General features: G+C 67.0%; 15 protein-coding genes. 10 read left to right on the forward strand and 5 right to left on the reverse strand.

What is annotated here, in order from left to right:
• The first annotated feature begins 62 nt into the window (after positions 1 to 62).
• Positions 63 to 899: a hypothetical protein gene (locus tag BM365_RS17820; RefSeq protein WP_158253514.1), complete on the forward strand. Its 837-nt coding sequence runs from the start codon at positions 63 to 65 to the stop codon at positions 897 to 899.
• Positions 900 to 947: 48 nt separating this feature from the next.
• On the opposite strand, the gene BM365_RS11110 is transcribed toward BM365_RS17820, so the two are convergent.
• Complete coding sequence (locus tag BM365_RS11110; RefSeq protein ID WP_093489169.1) at positions 948 to 4,655, reverse strand: indolepyruvate ferredoxin oxidoreductase family protein; 3,708 nt, start codon at positions 4,653 to 4,655, stop codon at positions 948 to 950.
• A 177-nt stretch (positions 4,656 to 4,832) separates the two neighbouring features.
• Here BM365_RS11110 and BM365_RS11115 point away from each other — a divergent pair, with 177 nt between their 5' ends.
• From BM365_RS11115 to BM365_RS11140, 6 genes are all read left to right on the forward strand, one after another.
• Positions 4,833 to 5,447 (forward strand): tetratricopeptide repeat protein, encoded by a 615-nt coding sequence (locus BM365_RS11115; protein WP_093489689.1) that lies wholly within the window; start codon positions 4,833 to 4,835, stop codon positions 5,445 to 5,447.
• A gap of 68 nt (positions 5,448 to 5,515) precedes the next feature.
• A complete protein-coding gene (locus BM365_RS11120; protein ID WP_093489171.1) occupies positions 5,516 to 6,217 on the forward strand; it encodes a 2OG-Fe(II) oxygenase in 702 nt (233 codons plus the stop codon).
• A 50-nt stretch (positions 6,218 to 6,267) separates the two neighbouring features.
• On the forward strand, positions 6,268 to 7,992 hold the full coding sequence (ggt, locus tag BM365_RS11125; RefSeq protein ID WP_093489173.1) for a gamma-glutamyltransferase: 1,725 nt from the start codon (positions 6,268 to 6,270) through the stop codon (positions 7,990 to 7,992).
• 168 nt (positions 7,993 to 8,160) lie between these two features.
• Positions 8,161 to 8,541: a hypothetical protein gene (locus BM365_RS11130; protein ID WP_104367925.1), complete on the forward strand. Its 381-nt coding sequence runs from the start codon at positions 8,161 to 8,163 to the stop codon at positions 8,539 to 8,541.
• A gap of 275 nt (positions 8,542 to 8,816) precedes the next feature.
• Complete coding sequence (locus BM365_RS11135) at positions 8,817 to 9,047, forward strand: DUF1653 domain-containing protein (protein WP_093489177.1); 231 nt, start codon at positions 8,817 to 8,819, stop codon at positions 9,045 to 9,047.
• 7 nt (positions 9,048 to 9,054) lie between these two features.
• Positions 9,055 to 9,600: a DUF1697 domain-containing protein gene (locus BM365_RS11140; protein WP_093489179.1), complete on the forward strand. Its 546-nt coding sequence runs from the start codon at positions 9,055 to 9,057 to the stop codon at positions 9,598 to 9,600.
• A 386-nt stretch (positions 9,601 to 9,986) separates the two neighbouring features.
• Here BM365_RS11140 and BM365_RS11145 read toward each other — a convergent pair whose 3' ends face one another.
• The 4 genes from BM365_RS11145 to zwf form a co-directional block, all read right to left on the reverse strand.
• On the reverse strand, positions 9,987 to 11,708 hold the full coding sequence (locus BM365_RS11145; protein WP_093489181.1) for an ExeM/NucH family extracellular endonuclease: 1,722 nt from the start codon (positions 11,706 to 11,708) through the stop codon (positions 9,987 to 9,989).
• A gap of 109 nt (positions 11,709 to 11,817) precedes the next feature.
• The gene (locus tag BM365_RS11150) at positions 11,818 to 12,336 is read right to left on the reverse strand and encodes a c-type cytochrome (RefSeq protein ID WP_093489183.1); all 519 of its coding nucleotides are present in this window, start codon (positions 12,334 to 12,336) and stop codon (positions 11,818 to 11,820) included.
• Positions 12,337 to 12,502: 166 nt separating this feature from the next.
• Complete coding sequence (gene pgl, locus BM365_RS11155) at positions 12,503 to 13,216, reverse strand: 6-phosphogluconolactonase (protein ID WP_093489185.1); 714 nt, start codon at positions 13,214 to 13,216, stop codon at positions 12,503 to 12,505.
• A gap of 88 nt (positions 13,217 to 13,304) precedes the next feature.
• Entirely contained in the window at positions 13,305 to 14,783 is a 1,479-nt protein-coding gene (gene zwf, locus BM365_RS11160; RefSeq protein ID WP_093489187.1) for a glucose-6-phosphate dehydrogenase, read from the reverse strand.
• Between the two features lie 124 nt (positions 14,784 to 14,907).
• On the opposite strand from zwf, the gene BM365_RS11165 reads away from it, so the two are divergent.
• The 3 genes from BM365_RS11165 to BM365_RS11175 all read left to right on the forward strand — a co-directional run bounded on the left by BM365_RS11165 (position 14,908) and on the right by BM365_RS11175 (position 25,320).
• Positions 14,908 to 15,657, forward strand: coding sequence for a GntR family transcriptional regulator (locus BM365_RS11165; protein WP_056879880.1), 750 nt, complete (start codon positions 14,908 to 14,910; stop codon positions 15,655 to 15,657).
• Between the two features lie 376 nt (positions 15,658 to 16,033).
• On the forward strand, positions 16,034 to 21,589 hold the full coding sequence (locus BM365_RS11170; protein ID WP_093489189.1) for a DUF7507 domain-containing protein: 5,556 nt from the start codon (positions 16,034 to 16,036) through the stop codon (positions 21,587 to 21,589).
• Between the two features lie 11 nt (positions 21,590 to 21,600).
• Positions 21,601 to 25,320 carry a TonB-dependent receptor gene (locus BM365_RS11175; protein WP_233210931.1) on the forward strand — a complete coding sequence of 1,240 codons (3,720 nt, stop codon included), beginning with the start codon at positions 21,601 to 21,603 and terminating at the stop codon, positions 25,318 to 25,320.
• Positions 25,321 to 25,410: the final 90 nt, after the last annotated feature.

Here is a 25,410-nt window from a genome sequence, read left to right on the forward strand (position 1 = left end):
GGGCTCATGGATGTGAAGAGAAGCCTCGTATCGCGCCTTGCGTGCTTGTTAGCATCGTCGCCATGACGCGATCGCACGCCGTTGCGCACGTGCCCATGCTGGCACGCATTCCCTCGGAAGCGCATGCCGATGAAGGCGTGCGGCTGCTGTGGACCAGCGGTTGGGATTCGACGTTCCAGCTGCTGCGCCTGCTGTTGCTGCATCGCCTGCCGGTGACGCCGTACTACCTGGAGGACGACACCCGTGCTTCCACGGCGACCGAACTCGACGCGATCGCGCGGATCACCGAGGCGCTGCACGTGCAGTACCCGCATACGCGTGCGCTGCTGCGGCCATTGCGCCGCTTCCGCGTCGCGGAGCTGGAGCCCGACGCCGCGATCGCCGACGCGCTGCGCGAGGTGCGCACACGCATGTACATCGGCAGCCAGTACGCCTGGTTGCCGATGTTCTGCAAACAGCAGGGTGTGGACGGAATCGAAATGAGCGTGCACGTGGACGACAAGGTGCAGGCGCTCTTGTCCTCGCGCGTGGCCGCGTTCGAACAGGCCGGCACGTACCGCAGCGTGCGCGTCGCACCCGGGCACGCGGCGACGCCGGAGTACGCGCTGTTCCGCTACTTCAGTTTTCCGCTGTTCTCCATCGACAAGCGGGCCATGGATCGCGAGGCGCGCCTCGCGGGCTGGGGCCCGTTGATGGAGATGACCTGGTTCTGCCATCGCCCGCTGCGCGGCAAGCCGTGCGGCGTATGCGCGCCCTGCGTCTACACGATCGAAGAAGGCCTGGCCTGGCGGGTGCCGCGCACGCGACGCGCGCTGTCGTTCGTCTACCGGTTGTTCGCGCGCCCGCTCAAGCCGCCGCTGCGCATGGCATGGACGACGCTGCGGGGCATCCGCACCTGAGCCGATGCATGCCGGAAAGAAGAAACCCCGCCGAAGCGGGGTTTCTCGTCAGGCGGCCTGCACGATGTGCAGCGCCTTCGGATTGCGCCACAAGCCCAGCAGCTCGGCCTCGCGCGCCTTGGCGGCGTGCAGGTGCTTTTCCTTGACGTGCCCGTAGCCGCGTATGTGCTCGGGGATGCTGGCGATCTCCACCGCCAGGCCCAGCTTGCCGCCGTCCAGCGCGCCCAGCAGTTCGCCCACGGTCTTCTCGTACTCGGCGATCAGCTGGCGTTCGCCCTTGCGCTCGTCGGTGTAGCCGAACACATCGAAGGTGCCGCCGCGCAGGAAGCGCAGCTTCGCCAGCAGGCCGAAGGCCTTGAACACCCACGGGCCGTATTCCTTCTTCATCAGGCGGCCGTGCGCGTCCTTCTTGGCGAACAGCGGCGGCGCCAGGTGGAAGTGCACTTCGTAGTCGCCGTCGAACTGTTGCTCCAGGCGGCGCTTGAATTCGCCGCTGGTGTACAGGCGGGCCACTTCGTACTCGTCCTTGTACGCCATCAGCTTGAAGAAGTAGCGGGCCACCGCTTCCGTCAGCGCGGTCGAACCCGGTGCCCGGGTGTTCTCCGCGTTGCGCACCTGCGTCACCAACTGGGTATAACGCGCCGCGTAGGCCGCGTCCTGGTACTCGGTGAGGAAGCCGGCGCGGCGTGCGATCAGCTCGTCCAGCGAGCGCGACAGGCGCAGGTCGTCCAGCGGCAGGAAGGCCACGTCGCCACCGTGGGTGCCGTCTTCGGGCAGGCCACGCAGTTCGCTTTCGTTGCCCGGATTGCGCGGCGCGGCGTTCGCGCCCCACTCGGTGCTTTCCCATTCGCCCGGCGGCAACACCTGCAGGGCGCGTGGCGTGCGCTCGCTCTCGGTCTGCGCGTTGTGGATCAGGCCGGCGGCCTCCTGCACGGCCTGCGGGTTGACCACGGCCAGGCGGCCCCAGGCGAAGGCGGTCTTGTTCATCTCGATCGCCGCGCCGTTGAGCTCGACGGCGCGCATGATCGCGTCGTACGAGATCGGCACCAGGCCCTGCTGCCACGCATAGCCGAGGATGAAGAGGTTCGCCGCGATCGCATCGCCCATCAGCGCGGTCGCCACCTGGGTGGCGTCCACCAGCATCGGCTCGCGACCGCCCAGGGCGACGCGCACGCCGGCGATGATGTCGGTGGCGGGGAACTGCATGTCCGGATGCGTGGTGAACGTGCCCGGCATCGCTTCATAGGTGTTCAACACCACCTGCGAGCGTTCGCCGCGCACTTTCGACAGCACCCAGTAGTCGTTGACCACCACCATGTCGCAGCCCAGCACCAGGTCGGCCTCGCCGGCGGCGATGCGCACGGCGTGGATGTCCTCCGGGGTGCGCGCGATGCGGATGTGCGTGGTCACCGCGCCGCCCTTCTGGGCCAGGCCGGTCTGGTCGAGGACGCTGGCGCCCTTGCCTTCCAGGTGGCCGGCCATGCCGAGCAGCGCGCCGATGGTCACCACGCCGGTGCCGCCGACGCCGGTGATCAGGATGTTCCAGGGCTGGTCGAGGTCGGACTTGAACGCCGGCGCCGGCAGCGCGGCCAGCAGGTCGGCGGCGTTCGCCTTCTTGCCCTTGCGCGGCGTGCCGCCATGCACGGTGACGAAGCTGGGGCAGAAGCCGTCGACGCAGCGGAAGTCCTTGTTGCAGTTCGACTGGTCGATCTCGCGCTTGCGGCCGAACTCGGTCTCCTTCGGCAGCACCGACACGCAGAAGCTCTTCACGCCGCAGTCGCCGCAGCCTTCGCAGACCAGCGTGTTGACCATCGTGCGCTTGGCCGGGTCCGGCAGCTTGCCGCGCTTGCGGCGGCGGCGCTTCTCGGTGGCGCAGACCTGGTCGTAGATCAGGATGGAGACGCTCTTCACGTCGCGCAGGCGGCGCTGCACGTCGTCCAGGTCCTTGCGGTCGAAGAACTCCACGCCCGACGGGAAGATCTCGCGCTTGCTCCACTTGCCCACTTCATCGCTGACCACGACGATCGTGTCCACGCCCTCGGCGCGCATCATGTGGGCGATCTGCGGCACCGACAGCGTGCCGTCCACCGGCTGGCCGCCGGTCATCGCCACCGCATCGTTGTAGAGGATCTTGTAGGTGATGTTCACCCCGGTGGCCACCGACTGGCGCACCGCCAGCGAACCGGAGTGGAAGAACGTGCCGTCGCCGAGGTTCTGGAAGACGTGCTCGGTCTCGGTGAACGGCGCCTGCCCGGACCACGTCACGCCTTCGCCGCCCATGTGGGTGAAGGTGTCGGTGTCGCGATCCATCCACGTCACCATGTAGTGGCAGCCGATGCCGCCGAGCGCGCGCGAGCCTTCCGGCACCACCGTCGAGGTGTTGTGCGGGCAGCCCGAGCAGTAGTGCGGCACGCGCGGGAAGTTGGCGCGCGGCAGCGCCATTTCGGCTTCCTTGTCCTCCATCCAGCGCAGGCGCTGTTCGATGGATTCGGTGGTGAAGAAGCGCTGGATGCGCTTGCCGATCACGCCGGCGATGGTGGCCGGGGTCAGCTCGCCGGTGGACGGCAGGATCCACTCGCCGCCTTCGTCGTACTTGCCGACGATGGACGGACGCGTGCCCGCGTTGGCCGGCCAGTTGTAGAAGTACTCCTTCATCTGCCGCTCGATGAAGGCACGCTTCTCCTCCACCACGACGATGTCTTCCAGCCCCTTGGCGAACTCGGTGATACCCACCGGCTCCAGCGGCCAGGTCATGCCCACCTTGTAGACGCGGATGCCGATGTCGGCGCAGGCCTGTTCGTCCAGGCCGAGGTATTCGAGCGCCTGCAGCACGTCCAGGTAGCTCTTGCCGGTGGTGACGATGCCGAGGCGCGCGCGCGGCGAGTCCAACACGATGCGGTCCACCTTGTTGGCCCGCGCAAACGCCTGCGCCGCGGCGACCGCGTACTTGTGCAGGCGCATCTCCTGGTCCAGCGGCGGGTTCGGCCAGCGGATGTTGAGGCCGCCGGCGGGCATGGCGAAGTCTTCCGGCAGGAGGATCTCGCGCGCGAACGGATCCACCTGCACCGAGGCCGACGATTCCACCGTCTCGGCGATCGTCTTGAAGCCGATCCAGCGGCCCGTGTAGCGGCTCATCGCCCAGCCCACCAGCCCCAGGTCCAGGATGTCCTGCACGCCGGCCGGGTTGAGGATGGGCATCATCGCGCTGACGAACTCGTCTTCCGAGCCGTGCGGCAGCGTTGAGCTGCGGCAGTTGTGGTCGTCCGCGGCCAGCGCCAGCACGCCACCGAACTTCGAGGTGCCCGCGGCGTTGCCGTGCTTGAACACGTCGCCGCAACGGTCCACGCCGGGGCCCTTGCCGTACCACATGGAGTAGACGCCATCGACCTTGGCGCCCGGGAACAGGTTGGTCTGCTGCGTGCCCCACACCATCGTGGCGCCGAGGTCCTCGTTCAGGCCGGGGGTGAACTTCACGCCCGCCGTCTCCAGGTGCTTGCGCGCGCGCCACAGCTCCAGGTCGAAGCCGCCCAGCGGCGACCCGCGGTAGCCGCTGATGAAGCCGGCCGTGTTCAGGCCCGCGGCCTGGTCGCGCAGGCGCTGCATCAGCGGCAGCCGGACCAGCGCCTGCACGCCGCTCAGGTAGATGCGGCCGTCGGTGCGCGTGTACTTGTGCTCCAGCGTGTAGTCGCTGTCGATCACCCCGATCTGCGGCGTGTTGGCGGACGAGGGCGAGGTGAGTTCGGCGGTGCTGGTCATGGCGGGCCCGTGCAAGCGGCTGGCGTGGCCCGATAACCCCTCGGGCGTGAAGGCGCGCATTGTAACAGCGGCCTTTTGTGTGACGCCCGTCACTTCGCTGTTGTGCGTTGCAGCGGTTAGGATGGGGCCGGGGGAATCCATTGCAGTCCGGGGGAAGTCGTGAAATTCGCTAAGAACATGCTGCTGGCCACCGTGCTGGCCTCAGCGGCGCTGTCCGTGCACGCGCAGACGGTGCCGAAGCCGAAGGAGTTCTATTTCGACGAGGACAAGGCCACTGCACGGCCGATCGTCGTGGTCGAGGGCGAGGGTGAAGCGCAGGTGCAAGCGCTGGTCCGTGAGCGCGACCGCGGCCGCCGCCAGTTGGAAGCCACCGCACAGCTCGCGCATATCGCGTTCAGTGACGGTCGCACCGACCTCGGCGCGCAGCTCTACCAGCAGGTGGTGGCGGGGACAGAGGTCAAGGGCAACATCGGCCGCTCGGTGCGCTGGAACTATGCGTGGGACCTGTTCCGTGCGGGTCAGGTCGAACCGGCGCTGACGCGCTGGGTGGAGATCGCCACCGCGCACGGTGGACCGTCGTGGGCACCGCCCACGCTGGCGCTGGCGTTGTGGCGCCTGGACCGCAAGCAGGAAGCGGTGGCGTGGTTCGGCGCGGCCGTGCGCACCGAACCCAGCCAATGGCTCGATGCGCGCAACTACGCCACGCTGCTGCCGGGCTGGCGACAGGAAGATCGCGACACGCTGGCCGAAGTGCTGGGCGCCTGGCAGGCGAATCCACCGATCTGGCCGTGACCGCGTGAGAGAATCCGCCCCGTGAGCGGCCGCGACGCGCGGCCGCGGCAACGGGTGCACGGTTCGCGATGATCAACAACGACCTCAGGATCGAGCCGTTCCGTACACGCCTGCAGGCGACCGGCCGGGTACAGATCCCCGCGTTCCTGCAGGACGCCTCGGCGCAACGGCTGCGCCAGTGCCTGGAGCACGAAGTGCCCTGGGAGCCCGCGCAGCGCAGTGACCGTCCGCCTTTGCTGCCTGCCGATGCGCCGGCGTTGCCGCCCGTCCAGCAGGATCGCGCGCGGTTGATGGAAGCGGTGCGGCGCGCGATGAGCGGCTTCGAGTTCTACTTCGACCGCTTCCGGATGATCGAGGCGCGCCGCGACGGCCTGCACCCGGAACTGGTGCTGCATGTGGTGGTGGATTTCCTCAATTCGCCCGACTTCCTCGCGTTCGCCCGCGAGCTCACCGGCGATGCCGGCATCCGCATGGTCAGTGCGATGGCGGCGCGTTACCGCCCCGGCCACTTCCTGCGCCTGCACGACGACAAGTCGCACGAGGAAGATCGTGCGTTCGCGTATGTGATCAACCTGGGCCGACAGTGGGAAGCCGACTGGGGCGGCCTGCTCCAGTTCCTCGACGACGGCCAGAACGTGGTCGAGTCGTTCACCCCGCACTGGAACAGCCTCAGCCTGTTCCGCGTGCCGCAGGCGCACCAGGTCAGCCAGGTGGCGCCCTGGGCGGGCGACGCGCGCTACAGCATCACCGGTTGGTTCCGCCGCACCTGAGGCCTGCGCCGCGCGCAGGCATGCCTCCACGCTCCCGTAAGGATGTGCCCATGTTCCCGTCGCGCCCGCTGACTTGCTGTCTGTTGCTCCTTTCCGCGTTGCCCGCCATCGCGGCCGATCGCATCGCCGGGCGCGCGTTCGCCACCCGCTCCGACGTGATCGCGCCGCACGCGATGGCGGCCACCTCGCATCCGCTCGCCACGCAGATCGCGCTCGACGTGATGAAGCAGGGCGGCACCGCGATCGATGCGGCCATCGCCGCCAACGCGGCGCTCGGCCTGATGGAGCCCACCGGCAACGGCATCGGTGGCGACCTGTTCGCCATCGTCTGGGACCCGAAGACGAAGAAGCTGCACGGCTACAACGGCTCCGGACGCTCGCCGAAATCGCTGACGCTCGATTACTTCAGGCAACAGGGCATCACCGACATCCCCGCGCACGGACCGCTGCCGGTCAGCGTGCCGGGCGCGGTGGATGGCTGGTTCGCGCTGCACGACCGCTTCGGCAAGCTGTCGATGCGCGACGTGCTGGCGCCGACCATCCGCTACGCGCGCGATGGCCATCCGGTCCACCAGACGATCGCCTACTACTGGGAGCGCTCGGTGCCGCGGTTGTCGAAGTTCCCCGGCTTCAGCGAGCAATTCACGATCGGGGGCCGCGCGCCGCGCACCGGCGAGCTGTGGAAGAACCCGCGCCTGGCCGACACGCTGCAGAAGATCGCCGTCGGCGGCCGCGATGCGTTCTACAAGGGCGACATCGCGCGCACCATCGACACCTACTTCAAGGCCAACGGCGGCTTCCTGTCGTACGAGGACATGGCGGCCCACCACGGCGAATGGGTGGAACCGGTCAGCACCAATTACCGCGGCTACGACGTGTGGGAACTGCCGCCGAACGGGCAGGGCATCGCCGCGCTGCAGATGCTCAACGTGCTGGAGGGTTACGACTTCAGCAAGATCCCCTTCGGCAGTCCCGAGCACGTGCACCTGTTCGTCGAAGCGAAGAAGCTGGCCTTCGCCGATCGCGCACGCTGGTACGCCGATCCCGCCTTCCAGCCCGCGCCGGTCGCGCGCCTGATCTCCAAGCCGTACGCGCGCGAACGCGCCAAACTCATTTCGCCCGACAAGGTGCTGCGCGAAGTGCAGCCCGGCACGCCGAAGGAACTGGAAGAAGGCGACACCATCTACATGACCGTCGCCGACAAGGACGGGATGATGGTCTCGCTGATCCAGTCCAACTACCGCGGCATGGGCAGCGGCATGGCCCCGACCGGCCTGGGCTTCATCCTGCAGGACCGCGGCGAGATGTTCGTGCTGCGCGATTGCGATGGCGCCACGCCGCATCCCAACTGCTACGCGCCGGGCAAGCGCCCGTTCCAGACCATCATTCCGGCCTTCATCACGAAGGACGGGCAGCCCTGGGTCAGCTTCGGCGTGATGGGCGGCGCCATGCAGCCGCAGGGCCACGCGCAGATCGTGATGAACCTGGTCGACTTCGGCATGACCTTGCAGGAAGCCGGCGACGCCCCGCGCATCCAGCACGACGGTTCCACCGAACCGGTCGGCAGCGCCACCGCGATGACCGACGGCGGCGTGGTGCAACTGGAATCCGGCTACCCCTACGAAACCATCCGCGCGCTGATGGACAAGGGCCACCACGTCGAATGGGCGCTCGGCCCCTACGGCGGTTACCAGGCGATCAAGCGCGACCCGGAGACCGGCGTGTATTACGGCGCAAGCGAGAGCCGCAAGGATGGGCAGGCGGCGGGGTATTGAGGGATCGCGCGCGTGTTTTCATAGGTTGGGGTGAACGGAGTGAACCCCAACATCGCAGCGACGAAATATCCATCTGTTGGGCTTCGCAAGCTCAGCCCAACCTATCGCACTGGCCTATCAGCAACATGACATTGAAGAACGGGTGATCGAATGCGCAAAGGATTGTTGATGACACTGCTCGCCTTGCTGGCTTCCCCTGCACTTGCGGGCAAAGCAACGAGCGAACGGTGGAAGATGCTGTGGGACAAGCAGGCTGCGCAAACTGCGACGTGGGAAGGCGCCTCCTATGAGCAACGATTGATCGCGACCCACAATACGTTCTGGCCGAGCGTGTACGCGAAATGCGCTGGCAAAGCGAAGAGCGCCGGCATCGATGAGTTCAGTGCGGTCGCGGTCATCGATGCAGAAGGCAGGATCACCGAGTTCGTGATCTTTCCGGACAACCCCGCATTGATGTGCTTTTCGGAAGACATGGTGGGCAGGAGGTATCCAGCGCCCCCCGTTGCGCCTTTCCATGAAGGTTTCACCGTTACCCTCGGAAAGCACTGAGGCCGCACCCTACATCGCCTGCATCCGGCGGTTCATGGGTTGGGGCGAACGGAATGAACCCCAACATCGCAGCGACGAAACATCCACCTGTTGGGCTTCGCAAGCTCAGCCCAACCTATCGCGCTATCAAGACCAAGGAGCTCGTAGGGTGGGCCTCGGCCCACCACACGTAGTCTTTGTGGATCCAACGTGTCCCGGTGCGTGTGTTGCCTGATCGTGGAGAATGTCCGCAACGGTGGGCCAGGGCCCACCCTACTCATCCACGAGGCACATGCATGGCCACGCTCCCCGCGCTCCCCGAACTGACCCCCGGCCTTTACCGTCACTACAAAGGCAACGACTACGACGTGGTCGCCGTGGCGCGGCACAGCGAGACGCTCGAGCCGGTGGTGGTGTATCGCGCGCTGTATGGCGAAGGCGGATTGTGGGTGCGGCCGTATGCGATGTTCTGCGAAGAGGTGATGGTGGACGGACGCGCGGTGCGTCGCTTCGCGCCGATCGATTGAGGCCGGCATGACCACCTACATCGCCCTGCTCCGCGGCATCAACGTCGGCAAGGCCAAGCGCATCGCGATGGCGGACCTGCGGGCGCTGCTGGAAGGGCTGGGCCACGCGGATGTCGCCACGCTGCTCAACAGCGGCAACGTGGTGTTCCGCTCCAGCAAGAAGATTCCCGCGAAGATCGCGGCGGAGATCTCCGGCGCCATCGCCACGCAGCTCAAGATCGACGTGCCCGTCATCGTGAAGTCGGCGAAGGAGCTGGCCACGATCATCGACGACAACGCCCTGGCCGATGCGGCCGCCGACCCGTCGCGCCTGCTGGTCGCCTTCGTGCAGGAGGCCGATGCACTGCCGGCGCTGTCCGCCATCGCACCGCACGTGGTGCCGCCGGAACAGTTCCTGCTCGGCAGCGAAGCGGCCTACCTGCATTGCGCGCGCGGCATCCTCGAAAGCAAGGCGGGCGAGGCGCTGGTGGGCAAGGCCGGCAAGGCCGCCACCACGCGCAACTGGGCCACCGTGCAGAAACTGCAGGCGCTGGTGGACAAGGTGGGCGGCTGAAGGGAGCGTGGAGGCCTGACCGAGGCTTTTCTGTTCCATGACGAGGCTTTTTCCCTCGACATTCGAGGCTCTACGCCTCGCCCGCCAGGCGTTCTTCCTTGTCATGGAACAGAACAGCCTCGTCAGCTCACGTCAGCGGCTTGTCATCGCACGCACAGGCCTCGGATGGCGCACCTCGAAGGTGCGGCATCTCACGGTCAGGCGTCGTCGACTCACCTCAACGCGTCGCCATGGCACATCCATGCCTGGCGGGGGAGAAAAAACGCCTCACCCACGAGGCAGGAAGCCTCGTCAGCTCACCTCAGCGCTGCGTCATCGCACCTGAGAGCCGTGATGTCGACCGACGGCGCGTGCGCGTCGATGCCGGCCGCACCCACGGAACGGTGTCAGAGATCGAAGCCGAGCAGCAGCGGGTCGTGGTCGGAGCTGCGGAACGGCACGGCGGGGTCGCCGTCGGCGTAGCCTTGCGCATCCTGCTCGTCGGCGTTGATGTGCCACTCGGCGGCGCCACGCAGCTGCTTCGCCAGTGACGGGCTGAGCAGGGCGTGGTCGAGGCGGCCGCTGAGGCCGCTGTAGACGTAGCTGTAGGGGTGTTCGATGCCGGCCTGCTTGAACGCATCCACCCAGCCGGCGTCGTCGCGCAGCCAGCGCACCGGCGCTTCCATCGCGTAGGCGTTGAAGTCGCCGAGCATGACGACGCGGTCGCTGCGGGTGCGGGTGGGATCGGTCTTCAGCCACGCGTCGAGACGCTGCGCCGAATCCAGGCGCAGCGCGTTCCAGCAGCCGGCGCCGTCCTTCTGGTCGGCGTCCAGGCCGGTGGCTTCGGAGCAGCCCTTGGACTTCAGGTGGTTGGCGACCACGACGAAGGGTTTGCCGGTGTCGCGCACGAAGGCCTGCGCCAATGGGCTGCGGCTGCGTTCGCCGAACGGGCCGGCCTGCAGCGTGGCGGGCTTGCCGGTGGGCGTCACCTTGTCGCTGCGGTAGATGATGCCCACGCGGATCGTGTCCGGGCCGGGGCCCTGCTTCGCATCGATGAAGCGCCACGTGCCGCCGCCGGCGTTCAACGCGGCGACGAGCTGGGCGAGGCTGGAGTCGGCGCCGTAGCCGTCGTTCTCCAGTTCCATCAGCGCGGCGATGTCGGGATCCAGCCCCCGGATGGTGCCGACCAGTTTCTGCACCTGCGCCTGGTACTGCGCCGCGGTCTTGGCGCCGCGTACGGTGGGGAAGCCGCCGCCCTTGCCGTCGCCGTTGAACAGGTTCTCCAGGTTGAACGCGGCGATGCGCACGGTGCCGGCGACCTGCGGCGCGGCCGGGCGTTCCGGTGCGGCGATCGTCGGTGCCACGGTGAGCTGCAGGCGCCACCCGCCGTGGCGCGCATCGACGATGCCCTGCGCGCCGGTCAGCACGGTGCCGGTGCGCAGCGGTTGGCCTTTCTTCACGTACCAGACAGTGGCGGGGTCGCGTTGGGTGCTGCCGTCATCCAGCACCAGGGTGCGGCGCGCGTTGTCGGCGGCCAGGCGCTTGGCGTCGGCGCTGCCGGGCACGGCGACTTCGCTGGGTTGCCACAGACGGCCGCCGAAGCTGGTGGTGAGTTCGCCGAAGCGACCCAGCGCGTCGGTACCGCTCAGCGTGAGCGGGGCGTCGATGCGGACGAGCATGCCTTCATAGCGTTCCCAGTCGGCGGGTTGGGCGGTCAGCACAGTGGGTGCGATGCGGCCGGTGCCGCGCGACTGGATCACCGGCGCATGCAGCGCCGTCAGCGTGTCGTCGCCGCCGGCCTTGCGCTCGCCGACGATGCCGCGCACGCGGATGCGGTCGCCCGCGGTGAGAAGCGGCGCGGGTGTGCCGTCTTCGAAGGCGACGAATAGCGCGTCGGACGTCGTCGCCTTGCCGTCGCCGGTGTCCTGCACGAACACGCCGCCCAGGTTGGCGAAGGCCGCGGTGACGACGCCTTCGACGGTGACGGTCTGCCCGTCCAGCGGGCTGCGCGCGCCTTCGCCCTGCACGTCGCCGATCGGCACGATGCGCTCCTTCGGCGTGGCGGCGCAGGCGGGCAGCGAGAACGAAGCGAGCAGGGCGAGCGTGAGCAGCGAGCGGGGAGACGTCATCGTGATCGGACCGGGCGAGCGAGGCGGCAAGGGTAAACGGAATGCATGACCGGAAGGCGGAAACAAAAACGCCGCCCGGAGGCGGCGTTTCTGCGGAAGGCGCCAGGCCTTACTTGATGTTGGCCAGCATCCAGTCGACGGTGGCGTGCACCTGCTCGTCGGTCAGGGCCGGGTTGCCGCCCTTCGGGGGCATGATGCCGCCGTCCGGACCTGTGAAGCCTTCGATGGCGTGCTTGTACAGGGTGTCCTTGCCCTTGCCGACGCGCGCGCCCATGCCGGCGGCGGTCAGGGTGGGGGCCTTGCCCACGCCGTTGGTGTGGCAGGCGCCGCAGAGGTTCTGGTAGATCACGCTGCCGTCGGTGGTGCCGCCGTAGGCTACCTGCGAGGCGGCGGCGGCCTTGGCGGCGTCAGCGGCGGCGGCCTGCGCGGCGGCACCGGTTTCGCCGGCATAGACGGCGCCGGCCGGGGCGATGCGGGCCTCGGTGATCTGCGCGGTCTTGGGGTTCACTTCCGGCGGAATCGCGCCATGCAGGAAATGCGCGCCGACGATCAGGCCACCGGTGACCAGCACCAGGAAGCCGATCACCATCGAGAAATGCTTGAGGAATTCCAGGTCGTAGTTACGCACTTTCCACCTTTGGCAGCACGGCCGCAGGGCCGTGCATGGCTACGAAAACGGGGGCCGACGGTCCGCGCGAGGCGCGTTCCAGGCGAGACCGGGCGCCGGAACGCCGCGGGCAAGGGCACATTATAAGCAGTGAGGCCGTCTTTGCCTCAACACCGGCCCATCCGGCTCACTGCGCCAGATAGACCTGCAGCGGCGCATGCAGGGCCTGCAGCACCACGCGCATCGGGTAGCCGGCACCGGCACCCTGGCCGGACAACGCCTGCTGCAGCACCTGCCGCTTCTCGCCACCCTCGATGTGCAGGTACAGGCGGCCCGCATCGCGCAGGACCGGCAGGGTCAGGGTGATGCGGGGTTCGCCGGCGCCGGGGGCGCGCATCGGCAGGACGGTCGCGTCGGTCTCCGGGTCCATCGCCTCGGCCAGGCGGTCGCCGCCGGGGAAGAACGAGGCGGTGTGGCCGTCGCCCCCCATGCCGAGCACGGCGACATCGAGCGAAGCGGGGAGCGCAGCGGCGACCTCGGACAGGGCATCGTCCGGGATGGCGGCCGGGCGGTAGAGGGGGACGAAGCGGGCGTCGGCCGCCGCGTCCTGCAACAGATACGCCTTCACCAGGCGGGCGTTGGAGCGCTCGTGGTCCTCGTCGACCCAGCGTTCGTCGACCAGGGTGACGGTGACGTTCGCCCAGTCCAGCGCCTGCCGGGACAGGGCCTGCAGGAAGCGGCGCGGGGTGGTGCCGCCGGACAGCGCGACGCTGGCCTGGCCACGCAGGGCGAGGGCGGCGCGCAGGTCGTCGGCGACGGCCTGGGCCAGCGCCTGGGCGACGGCGTCGCCGTCCGGGAACGGGTGCAATTGGATCTGCAGCGAGAGATCGGTGGGGGGCATGGATCGACTCGGGAGTGGGGGCTTCCCGGGGGAAGGCAGGTCGGCGTGGGGGCGCCAGGAAAGCCCCGCCTGGGCGGGGCCGGCGACGTCAGACGGTGTCTTCGTGCCAGGTGCGGCCGTCGCGTTCGACCAGGGCCACGGCGGCACTGGGCCCCCACGAACCGGCGGTGTAGGGCTTGGGCGTCTCGCGCCCGGCTTCCCAGGCGGAGAGGATCGGGTCGATCCAGGCCCACGCGGCCTCGACTTCGTCGCGGCGCATGAAGAGGGTCTGGTTGCCGCGGACCACGTCCATCAGCAGGCGCTCGTAGGCTTCCGGCTGGTGCACGCCGAAGGCCTCGGCGAAGCTCATGTCCAGCGGCACGTGCTGCAGGCGCAGGCCGCCCGGGCCCGGGTCCTTGATCATGATCCACAGCTTCACGCCTTCGTCCGGCTGCAGGCGCAGCACCAGCTTGTTGCCCATCACCGGGCCGGCGCTGTCGTCGAAGATGGAATGCGGGATCTGCTTGAACGCGATGACGATCTCCGAGACGCGCTCGGCCAGGCGCTTGCCGGTGCGCAGGTAGAACGGCACGCCGGCCCAGCGCCAGTTGTCGACTTCGGCCTTCAGCGCCACGAAGGTCTCGGTGCGCGAATCGGGCTTGCCAAGTTCGTCCAGGTAACCCGGCACCGCGGCGCCGCTGCTGGCGCCCGCGCGGTACTGACCACGCACGGACAGGTGGCCGACGTCTTCGCCGCGGATCGGCTTGAGCGAGCGCAGGACCTTCAGCTTCTCGTCGCGCACGGCGTCGGCCTGCAGGGCGGCCGGGGGTTCCATCGCCACCATGCACAACAGCTGCAGCAGATGGTTCTGGACCATGTCGCGCAGCGCGCCGGAGGTGTCGTAGTAACCGGCGCGCTTCTCCAGGCCGACGGTTTCGGCCACGGTGATCTGCACGTGGTCGATGCGGCTTGCGTTCCACAGCGGCTCGAACAGGATGTTGGCGAAGCGCAGGGCCAGCAGGTTCTGGACGGTCTCTTTGCCCAGGTAGTGGTCGATGCGGAAGATCTGGTTCTCGGCGAAGGCGCTGCCCACGGCGTCGTTGATGACCGCGGCGCTGGCCGAGTCGTGGCCGATCGGCTTCTCGATCACCACGCGCGCGTTGCCGGTATTCAGGCCATGGGCGCGCAGGCGGTCGCAGATGTTCACGAACAGCGTGGGGCTGGTGGACAGATAGAAGACGCGGATGCGCTCACCGGTGGTCTGCAGGCGGGCGGCGAACTCATCCCAGCCCTCGTCCTTGGTGGCATCCAGGGCCATGTAGCCGAGCTTGTCGAGGAAGGCGGGCAGCTTGGCCTTCAGTGCTTCATCGCCACTGGCGATGCGGGCCAGCGCTTCGCCGACCTTCGCCCGGTATTCGGCATCGCCCTGCTTGTCGCGCGCCACGCCAAGGATGCGGCTCTCTTCCGGAATCTGGCCGTCGGCATAGCGTCGCAGCAGGCCCGGCAGCAGCTTGCGCAATGCCAGGTCGCCGGTGCCGCCGAAGATGACGAGATCGAAGGTGTCGACGGGCAGGGTCTTCGCGGTCACGGGAGCGTCTCGGTGCAACGGGAATGAGCGATCACAATACCACCGGGGTACCACAGGATGCCAACAGGTCCGCTAAGTGAAAGGATTGTTGCGGTATTGGTACGTCACTGGTATCTTGATTGTCATGCAAACGAACCTGCTCGAGGAATACCAGCGGCTGCAGACCGGTGAGTCCACCCGGGCAGTGGCCTACCTGCGCCTGCGTCGCGCGCTGCAGAACCTGATGGACGCCGGCGTGCTCCGGCCCGGCCAGGCCCTTCCCAGCGAGCGCGACCTGGCCCAGTTGCTGGATCTGTCGCGTGTGACCATTCGCAAGGCGCTGGCGGGTCTGATCGAAAGTGGTCTGCTCGTGCAGCGACAGGGTGCCGGTACCTTCGTGGCCGAGCGGATCCTTAGGCAGTTCTCCCGCCTGACCAGCTTCACCGACGACCTGCGCGAGCGCGGGCTGAACCCGCAGGTGAAGTTCCTCGAGCGCACCGTGGGGGAAGTGACCCCCGAAGAATCGATGGCGCTCAACCTGTCGCCGGGCAGCGGCGTGGTGCGCATGTACCGTTTGCGGCACGTGGACGGATCTCCGATCGCCATCGAGCGCACCCTGGTGCCTTACGCGCTGTTGCCGGACCCGGACAGCGTGACCACCTCGCTGTATGAGGCGTTGGACGCCTACGGCCACCGGCCCAAGCGGGCCTTGCAGCGACTGCGGGCGGTGGCCCTGGATGAAGAGGCTGCCCGCCACCTCGAGCTGCCTGTCGGTGCGCCGGGCCTGCTGGTCGAGCGGCGCGCCTTCCTGGAAGACGGTCGAGTCGTCGAATCCACCCGGTCCTACTACCGCGGCGATGCCTACGATTTCGTCGCCGAGCTGCAGAGCGACTGATCCCCGGGCCGGTCGCGGCCCATTCACACACCCTCTTTAGGCCCAGACCCGCCACGCGTCCGCTTGGCGGGCATTCGTGTGTGCGCTATGTGGGTGCCGTCACGCCAAATACTTGACGTCGTTCAATGGAATGGTGCGATTATGTACACGTGTGTAGTTGCTGCTGTCATTAAATTGACGTTAAGATGACGTGAATTGGGGTAGGCGTCACGATTTATCTGGACTTATGTCCGCTTTAACCACACGGATGCGAACTGTGACTCTGACCCATTGATTCGCCCGCGCTGCGGTGCGGGCGAAGGGCAGCAACTTCAAGACAGCCTTGGGGGAGGCAGTCCCTGGCTGGCTATTTCTGATCCAGTCGCAAGGGACCACCGTGCACGGCCTGATCCATTTCTTCAAAGCGGCTTTCCGCCGCCGCATGGCGACCACGCCTGGTGTCCTGCTGGCCGCATTCGCGGTCCTTGCTCCCGCTCACGCGCAAACATCGGTTCAGAACACCGCGACAGTTGCCTTGCCGCCCGGCGCGACCGTGGTCGACAGCAATGCATCCAACAACACATCGACCGCGACGGTCGGCGTACTGGCGCTGCCCCGCCTGACGTTGGTCAAGCAGGTCGTCAACAACAATGGCGGCACGGCGCTGGTGACGGCCTGGACGCTGACGGCCACCGGCCCGGCCACGACCATCTCTGGCGCAACCGGCAGCGCGACGGTCACGTCGGCGGCGGTGCCTGCAGGGACGTATGCACTGGCGGAGTCGGGCGGTGCGGCCGGATACGCCGCCTCCACGTGGAGCTGCGTCAAGAATGGCGGTGCTGCCGTCCTCGCGAACTCGATCAGTCTGGTGGGTGGCGATGCTGCGACCTGCACTATCACCAATGATGACCAGGCCGCGACACTGACGCTGGTCAAGACGGTCATCAACGACAACGGCGGCACCGCCACGGTCAGCAACTTCCCGCTGACGGCGACCGGCCCGACCACGATCACCGGTGTGAGCGGTACGGCGGCCGTGACCAGTGCTTCGGTCAACGCGGGCGTGTACACGCTGTCGGAAGTGACGGCAGCCGGTTACGCCGCAGGCAGCTGGAGCTGCACGGCCGGGACCTTGTCCGGCAATCAGCTGACGCTGGCCAACGGCCAGAGCGCGAGCTGCTCGATCACCAACAACGACCAGGCCGCGACGCTGACGCTGGTCAAGACGGTCATCAACGACAACGGCGGCACCGCCACGGTCAGCAACTTCCCGCTGACGGCGACCGGCCCGACCACGATCACCGGTGTGAGTGGCGCGGCCGCAGTGACCAATGCTTCGGTCAACGCGGGCGTGTACACGCTGTCGGAAGTGACGGCAGCAGGTTACGCCGCAGGCAGCTGGAGCTGCACGGCCGGAACCTTGTCGGGCAACCAGCTGACGCTGGCCAATGGCCAGAGCGCGAGCTGCTCGATCACCAACAACGACCAGGCCGCGACGCTGACGCTGGTCAAGACGGTCGTGAATACCGGCGGAGGTACTGCATCTCCGACCAACTGGACTTTGACCGCGAGTGGACCGACATCCCTCAGCGGTGCGGGTGGTGCAACCGGCCAGGTTGCCGCCGGCACGTATGTATTGTCCGAATCTACAGGCCCTGTCGATTACGTCGCCGGCAGCTGGAGCTGCACGGCCGGCACGTTGTCGGGAAGCCAGGTGACGTTGGTCAACGGACAGTCAGCCACGTGCACCATCGTCAATACGTTCCAGTCTGCCCCCGCGCTGACGCTGGACAAGACCACGAGCACGCCGACGTATGCGTCGGTGGGCCAGGTGCTGTCGTACAGCTACCTGGTGACCAATAGCGGCAACACGACGATCACGGCGGCCATCACGGTGACCGACGACCGGATCGCGACGGTGACGTGCCCGGCGCTGCCGGCCGGTGGCCTGTTGCCGACGCAGTCGATCACGTGTTCGGCGACGTACACGGTGACGCAGGCGGACCTGGATGCGGGCACGGTGACGAACATCGCCCGCGCCAGCGATGGCACCACGACCTCGCCGACGGACACGGTGACGGTGACGGCGACGCAGACGCGTGCGCTGACGCTGGACAAGACCACGAGCACGCCGACGTATGCGTCGGTGGGCCAGGTGCTGTCGTACAGCTACCTGGTGACCAATAGCGGCAACACGACGATCACGGCGGCCATCACGGTGACCGACGACCGGATCGCGACGGTGACGTGCCCGGCGCTGCCGGCCGGTGGCCTGTTGCCGACGCAGTCGATCACGTGTTCGGCGACGTACACGGTGACGCAGGCGGACCTGGATGCGGGCACGGTGACGAACATCGCCCGCGCCAGCGATGGCACCACGACCTCGCCGACGGACACGGTGACGGTGACGGCGACGCAGACCTCCTCTCAGAGCCTGGTGAAGGCGCTGACCGGTGACAGCACCGGTGGTGCGGTCGCGGTGGGCGACGTGCTGACCTACACGGTCACGATGACCAATACTGGCAACACGACGCTGACCGGCGTGGTGGTGAGCGATGCGCTGATCACCCCGAACAGCACCACCTGCCCGAATGTGGCGCCGGGTGCGACCTGCCAGCTGGTGGGTACGTACACGGTGACCCAGGCCGACGCCGATGCGGGCAACATCCGCAACACGGCGGTGGTGACCAGTCTGGTCTGCGCGGTGGGCAGCACCGATCCGGCGTGCACGACGACGATCGACACCCCGGTGCCGCAGACGCCGTCGCAGACGCTGGTGAAGGCGCTGACCGGTGACAGCACCGGTGGTGCGGTCGCGGCGGGCGACGTGCTGACCTACACGGTCACGATGACCAATACTGGCAACACGACGCTGACCGGCGTGGTGGTGAGCGATGCGCTGATCACCCCGAACAGCACGACCTGCCCGAATGTGGCGCCGGGTGCGACCTGCCAGCTGGTGGGTACGTACACGGTGACCCAGGCCGACGCCGATGCGGGCAACATCCGCAACACGGCGGTGGTGACCAGTCCGGTCTGCCCGGTGGGCAGCACCGATCCGGCGTGCACGACGACGATCGACACCCCTGTCGTGAATCCGGTTGTGACCTACACCAAGTCGGTCGCGCTCCCCATTGGCCAGACCGAAGTTTCGACGGGCGACACCCTCACCTACACGTTGAACGTGCAGGTCATGGCTGCGACAACCACATCCATCGTGACCCTGACCGATACCCTGGGAGCCGGCCTGACGCTGGCGACCGTATCGGGCGGCAGTTTCTCCTGCGGCACTGCGAACCCGCTGGTATGTACGTTGCCCGCAGGGACCACGCCGGGCGCGTACTCGGTCAGCTATACGGCCATCGTCAATGATCAGGCCACCGGCACCGTGAGGAACGCGGTCGTGGGCACGGGCGACGATGCGCCGACCTGTGCGGGTACTTGCACTACGGAAACGCCGGTGACCGAACCGCTGCCGCCTCTGGTGACCTACGCCAAGAGCGCCGTTCTGCCGGCTGGCCGGTCGGAAGTGGTTGTGGGCGACAGCATCACCTACACGCTGACGACCAATGTCATCAATGCCGTAACGACAGCCGACGTGGTCCTGACCGATACCCTGGGCGCAGGCCTGACCTTCGGTGCGGTGAACGACGCCGGTGCGTATGCGGCCAACACCAGCGGCGCGCCCGTCCTGCGCTTCACACTGCCGGCGGGCACCACGCCGGGCACGTATTCGCTGAGCTACACGGCGGTCGTGAACCCGACGGCGCGCGGCAACGTGACCAACGCGGTTGTTGGCACGGGCGACGATGCGCCGACCTGCGCGGGCAGCTGCGGTACGTCGTCACCCCTCGCGGAGCCCAGCGTGACGGTGACCAAGTCCTCCAACCCTGCGACTGGAACCCAAGTGCAGGTCGGACAGACGGTGCGGTACACGCTGTCGGTCGATGTCGGGGCGTCCGCGTTGAGCGCCGAGTTGGTCCTCGTGGACACGCCGGATCGTGGTCTGACTCTGGGCGCACTGCCTGCAGGCTGTTCGTTCGACGGTACGTTGCTGACCTGCCGTCTGCCAGCAGGCACGGCTACCGGCGTGCACGCATTGAGCTACGACGCGGTCGTGAACGCCAATGCAGGCACGGTGGTGGGCAACCAAGTGGTCGCCACCGGTGGCGGTGGCGAGACGCCGGTATGCGCGGCATGCAGCACCGAGCACCAACTGGATACGCCTGAGATCCGTCTGAGCAAGTCGGCCGGCTCGCGCGAGGTCCGGATCGGTGACCTGGTCCGCTACACGCTGACGATCGAGAATGTCGGCGCGATGGATCTGATCGGCGGCAGCGTCGTGGATACGCCGGCGGCAGGCTTCAGTTATGTGGAAGGCTCGCTGGTCGCCAACGATGCCGATGGAATGGCGACGGTATCTGGCGGCAGTCCGCTCCGCTTCAGCGGCGTGGATGTCGCTGCGGGCCAGACGGCCACGCTGGTGTACGTGATGCGGGTGGGTGCGGGCGTGCGCCCGGGCACCCACGTCAACCAGGCGCAAGTGCGTTCGGCGACGGACGATCCGGTGTCGAACATCGCCACGGCTGAGGTGCAGCTGACGGCGGATCCGCTGCTGGATGACAGCCTGCTCTTCGGCACGGTCTTCAACGACCGCGACGGCGACGGCTGGCAGGACAGCGCCGCACTGAGCGGTGTGAAGGTCCAGGGCGGTTTCGCACCGACGGCCTACATCGCGAACTCCACGACCGTGGACCGCGGCGCAGGACCGCAGCCTGAGGCGGACGCCAGTTCGCCGCTGCTGCACGGGATTTCCGTGGGTGCCATCAGCGGTCGCCAGTCCGTGGCCGATCCGGCCGAGGACCACGAGGTGATCATTCGCCAGCATCTGAGCGAACCGGCCTTCACGGACGACTTCGTCCTGACCAGCGCCGAGGGTGTCACCGTCCGCATGGATGCGGCGGGCAACACCACCGTGCAGACCAGCGGCGATGCCGCCAAGGGCCTGACGGCGGCGGCGCCGACGGTGGAGCGGCGCGTGGCCCAGGGCGACAAGGGCTACGTGGTCGACTACATCATCCGCAACGCCGGCATCGACGAACGCGGCATCCCGGGCGTACGCATCGCGTCGGTGGAGGGCCTGCTGATCGAAACCGACCAGTTCGGTCGCTACCACCTGGCAGGCGTGCCGGGCGGCGCGTGGGAGCGCGGTCGCAACTTCATCCTGAAGGTCGATCCGTCCACGTTGCCCGCAGGGGCCGAGTTCACTACCGACAACCCGCTGCTGCGCCGGATCACGCCGGGCGTGCCGGTCCGTTTCGACTGGGGCGTCAAGCTACCCGAACAGGTGATCGAGGGTGGCTCCAAGCAGGTCGAACTCGAGATGGGCGAAGTGTTCTTTGCCCCCGGCAGCGCGGAGGTACGCGAGAAGTACCTGCCGGTGATCGAGGCGATGGCGGCCAAGGTGCGCGAGTACCAGGGCGGTGAAGTCGTCATCCACGCCAACGGCGACAGCGAGGGTCTGGCGTTCGACCGCGCGACTGCGGTCAAGGCGGCCCTGCTGGGCACGCTGGATGCCGCTTCGGCCCAGGGTCTGGTGGTCAGCGTGCGTGGCACGGTCGACGACCCGAGTTCCATGATCGTGGGCGTGGACGAAGGCGGCGCGCTGCTGGGCACCGTGCTGTTCGATACCGACAAGTCCGCGATCAAGCCGGCGTTCGAGCCCTTGCTCGACAAGGTGGCCGCGGCACTGGAGAAGATGGGTGGGGGCAGCATCGCCATCGTCGGCCACACCGACGTACGCGCGTCCCATGCCTACAACGTCGCCCTGGGCATGCGTCGTGCCAAGGCGGTCTACGAAGCGCTCGCCAAACGTTTGAGTCCGGAGGTGCGTGCCAAGGTTCGCGTGGAAACCAGCAACGATCCGACAGCCCCTGTCGGCGTACGGAAGTGAGGGGGCGGATCATGAAGAAGCGTATGAAGATGAAGCTGCTGGATTACACGCTGATCAGCCTGCTGGCAGGCGCGGCGCCGATGGCCGCTGCACAGACCTCGGCGGCGCCCGCCCAGGCGCAGCAGGATCGCGCCGAGGGCACTGCTGCGCCGGTGGACTGCGATGGCGAGCGCTGCACCGGCGAGGAAGGCCTGTTGTTCCGCCTGCGCACGCGAAGCTACGACAAGCCTGTGTCGCAGGGGACGACCCAGGCCTCTTCCTCGGAAGCGCTGCAACCCGACCGTCGGGTGACAGTGGCGATGGAGCAACCCGGCAAGGCGACGGCGATGGGCAAGTTCTCCATCGACCTGCCGGGCGGCGGCGTTATATGGGCCACCGAAGACCCGACGCTGGGCCAGCCGGCATTGTCTGTCTCGGCGCCTTCGATGATGCCGTTCGATGGTCAGCGGATCACCAAGCCTGTCTCGTTCTATGTGCGGGGCAACTATCCGGCCTTCATCCGTCGGCTGGAGGTCACGCTGTATCGCAGCAGCGATGCGGATCTCATTGAGCCCATCGCGACCCTCCCTCTGAATGTTGCTGGCGTGACCCACGCCGAATGGGACGGCGCACTGCCGGCGCGCTATCCGTTCCGGAAAGGCGATGAGCTGGTGTATGTGCTGCGGGCGTACGATGAGGAGGGTCGCTTCGATGAAACCCATCCCCGTACATTGCAGCTGGTGTCGCCGGAGGAAGCCGAGCGCGGCGCGGACCTACTGCGCAGCAGTGTCGAGCGCACGCTGGGCAGCTCACTGACGACGGCGCAGGCGGAAAGCCAAAGCCTGATTGACACGGCGTTCTCCGAGAACGGGCTGCGCCAGCAGAACATCCCGATGTACGGGTCGCGTATCCGCATCCAGGGCCGTAATCTGCCGCCCGATGTCGCGCTGAAGATCAACGGCGAAGACTACCCGGTCGACCAGGAGCGCAAGTTCGTCGCCGAATATCTGGTCCCGGTGGGGCACCACAGGTTCGATATCGGCTTGGGCGGGCGGGGCGGCGAAGGTGCGGCCAATGCCGCGCATACGCTCGATGTCGACGTCACCGGTCGCTACTTCTTCGGCGTCGGTCTAGCAGACGTGACGATCGCGCAGAACAAGGCCAGCGGCTCGGCAGCGCCGTTCGCCAACGAGGTGAACTACCAGGACGACGTCATCAGCGATGGTCGGCTGGCGTTCTACGGCAAGGCGAAGCTGCGTGGAAAATACCTGGTCACCGCGCAAGCGGATACCACACAGCGCGACTTGGACCGGTTGTTCAATGGGTTCACCCAGGCCGATCCACAGGACATATTCCGCCGACTGGACCCGGATCTCTACTATCCGGTGTACGGCGACGACTCCACGACATATCGCGACGTGGACACCATGGGCCGATTCTATCTGCGCGTGGACTGGGATAAGAACCAGGCGCTTTGGGGCAACTATTCCACCGGCATCACCGGCACCGAGTACGCCCAGTACCAGCGCTCCCTGTATGGCGCGGCACTGAACTGGCGTTCGCTCGCCACCAACCGCTGGGGCGATCCGGGAACGGAACTGCGTGTGTTCGGCTCGCAGGCGGAGACCGCGCCCGGCCACAACGAGTTCATCGGTACGGGCGGCAGCCTGTACTACCTGCGGCATACCGATCTGCTGCCGGGCTCGGATGTCGTTACCCTTGAGATCCGCGACCTGACCACGGGACGTACCGAGAATCGGATCGTCCTGCAGCGTGGCGCGGACTACGAGATCGACGAACTTCAGGGCCGCATCCTGCTGACGCGCCCGCTGGCGCAAATCACCCGCGAGAACATCCCCACGCTGACGCGCGATGCGCCGCTCGATGGTTTCGAGCAGCGTCTGCTGGTGGACTACGAATGGGTGCCGTCGGGTTTCGATGCGGACGATGTCAGTGCCGGCTTCCGCGGCAAGCACTGGTTCGGCAACCATGTTGGTGTGGGCGCGACGTATGTGCAGGAGAACCGTGCGGGCGAGGACTATACGCTCGCCGCTGGCGATCTGACGCTGCAAGCCGGCAAGGGGACCTACGTCAAAGCCGAGTACGCACAGACGGAATCCTTTGGCTCCCCGGTGTTCTTCTCCGACAACGGTGGTCTGAGCTTCGTCCAACAGAACGACACCACGCTTTATCGGGAAGGCGAAGCGAAGTCGCTGGAAGCGCGCGCCAACTTCAAGGAGCTTGGCTGGACCACGCAGGACTGGAGTGCAGGCGCATGGTGGCGTAACACCAGCGCCGGGTACTCGATCTCCCGCTACGACACGGGTCGTCCGGTAACGGAGTACGGCGCGGAGTTGCTCGGCCAGTTCACGCCCAACCTGGGTGTTTATGCACGCTATACCCGTGCGGAGAGCGGCGCGGAGTCGTTGACCCAGGCGCAGGCGACGCTCGAGTGGCGCATCGACGATACCAGCACCTTCAGTGCCGAGGTCCGTCGCGTGGATACAGAAGGCGCGTCCAGCGATGCCGTCGGCACGCTCGGTGCGTTGAAGTACCTGCATCGATTTGGCAGTACGCTGGAGCTATACGGCCTCGCCCAACTCACGCTGGATGACGATGGCGGGCAATATGCCGACAACGATGCGTTCACGCTGGGCGGAAAATACCTCTATGGCGACAGCTCGTCCGTCGGTGCCGAGCTGACGACCGGTGATCGCGGCGAAGCGGCGACCGTCAACGCCGAGCACCGCCTGACCGCGGAGCACTCGGTCTATGGCGCCTACACGTACTCGACGGATACGACGACGTACGACTCGTTGTTCACGCGCAATGCCCAAAACGGTTGGACGCTGGGTCAGCGCTGGCGCTTGTCGAACCAGGTCAACCTGTACAACGAGAGTCAGTTCCTGAAGGAACCCAACCAGTCGGGCTTGGCGCATACCTTCGGCATGGATTTCTATCCCGCGCAGGGATGGAACATGGGTTTCACGCTGTCGGATGGCGAGCTGACCAATACCGCCGGCGGCAATGTCGATCGCCGCGCCATCAGTATCTCCGGGGGTCGCACTTCGCCGGACACCGACTGGCAGAGCAAATTGGAATGGCGCGAGGATCGCGGTGCGGAGCAGCGCGAGCAGTGGGTCAGCACGAATCGCCTGACGCACAAGATCAACGAGAGCTGGCGGATCGCCGCGCGACTGAACTACGCCGATACCGACGACGAGCTCAACCCGCTGGCCAGTGCCAAGTTCATCGAAGGCAACTTCGGCTTCGCCTACCGTCCCTGGAACAACCAGCGATGGGGCCTGTTCGGTCGTTATACCTATCTGTACGACCTGGCGACGCTGGGCCAGCTGGGTGGCGCGGATTACGACCAGAAGTCGCAGATCCTGTCGTTCGAAGGCGTGTACAAGCTCGATCAGCATTGGGAGTTCGCCGGCAAGCTGGCGCGGCGTGAAGGCGAAGTCCGGATGGGTCGGGGTGCGAGTGTGTGGCTGGATTCCGCCACCACGTTCGCCGCCGCCCAGATCCGCTACGACTTGCGCACGCAATGGCATGCGCTGGCCGAGTACCGCTGGCTGGACGTTGAGGACGGCGGTACCAAGCAGGGCGTGCTGCTCGGCCTGGATCGCGATCTCAACAAGAACTTCCGCATCGGTGTGGGCTACAACTTCACCGAATTCAGCGATGACCTGACGGACTTCGATTACGACCACGAGGGCTGGTTCTTGAATCTCGTCGGGACCTACTGAAGTCGGCTCTTGGGAATGTCAGAACGGGCTTAGTTGCCCTTGCGCCTGATTCAGGACGCGGCGCATCCAGATTTGGGTGCGCCCGCGCTC

The organism is Pseudoxanthomonas sp. YR558 (genome assembly GCF_900116385.1).
Taxonomy (GTDB): domain Bacteria; phylum Pseudomonadota; class Gammaproteobacteria; order Xanthomonadales; family Xanthomonadaceae; genus Pseudoxanthomonas_A.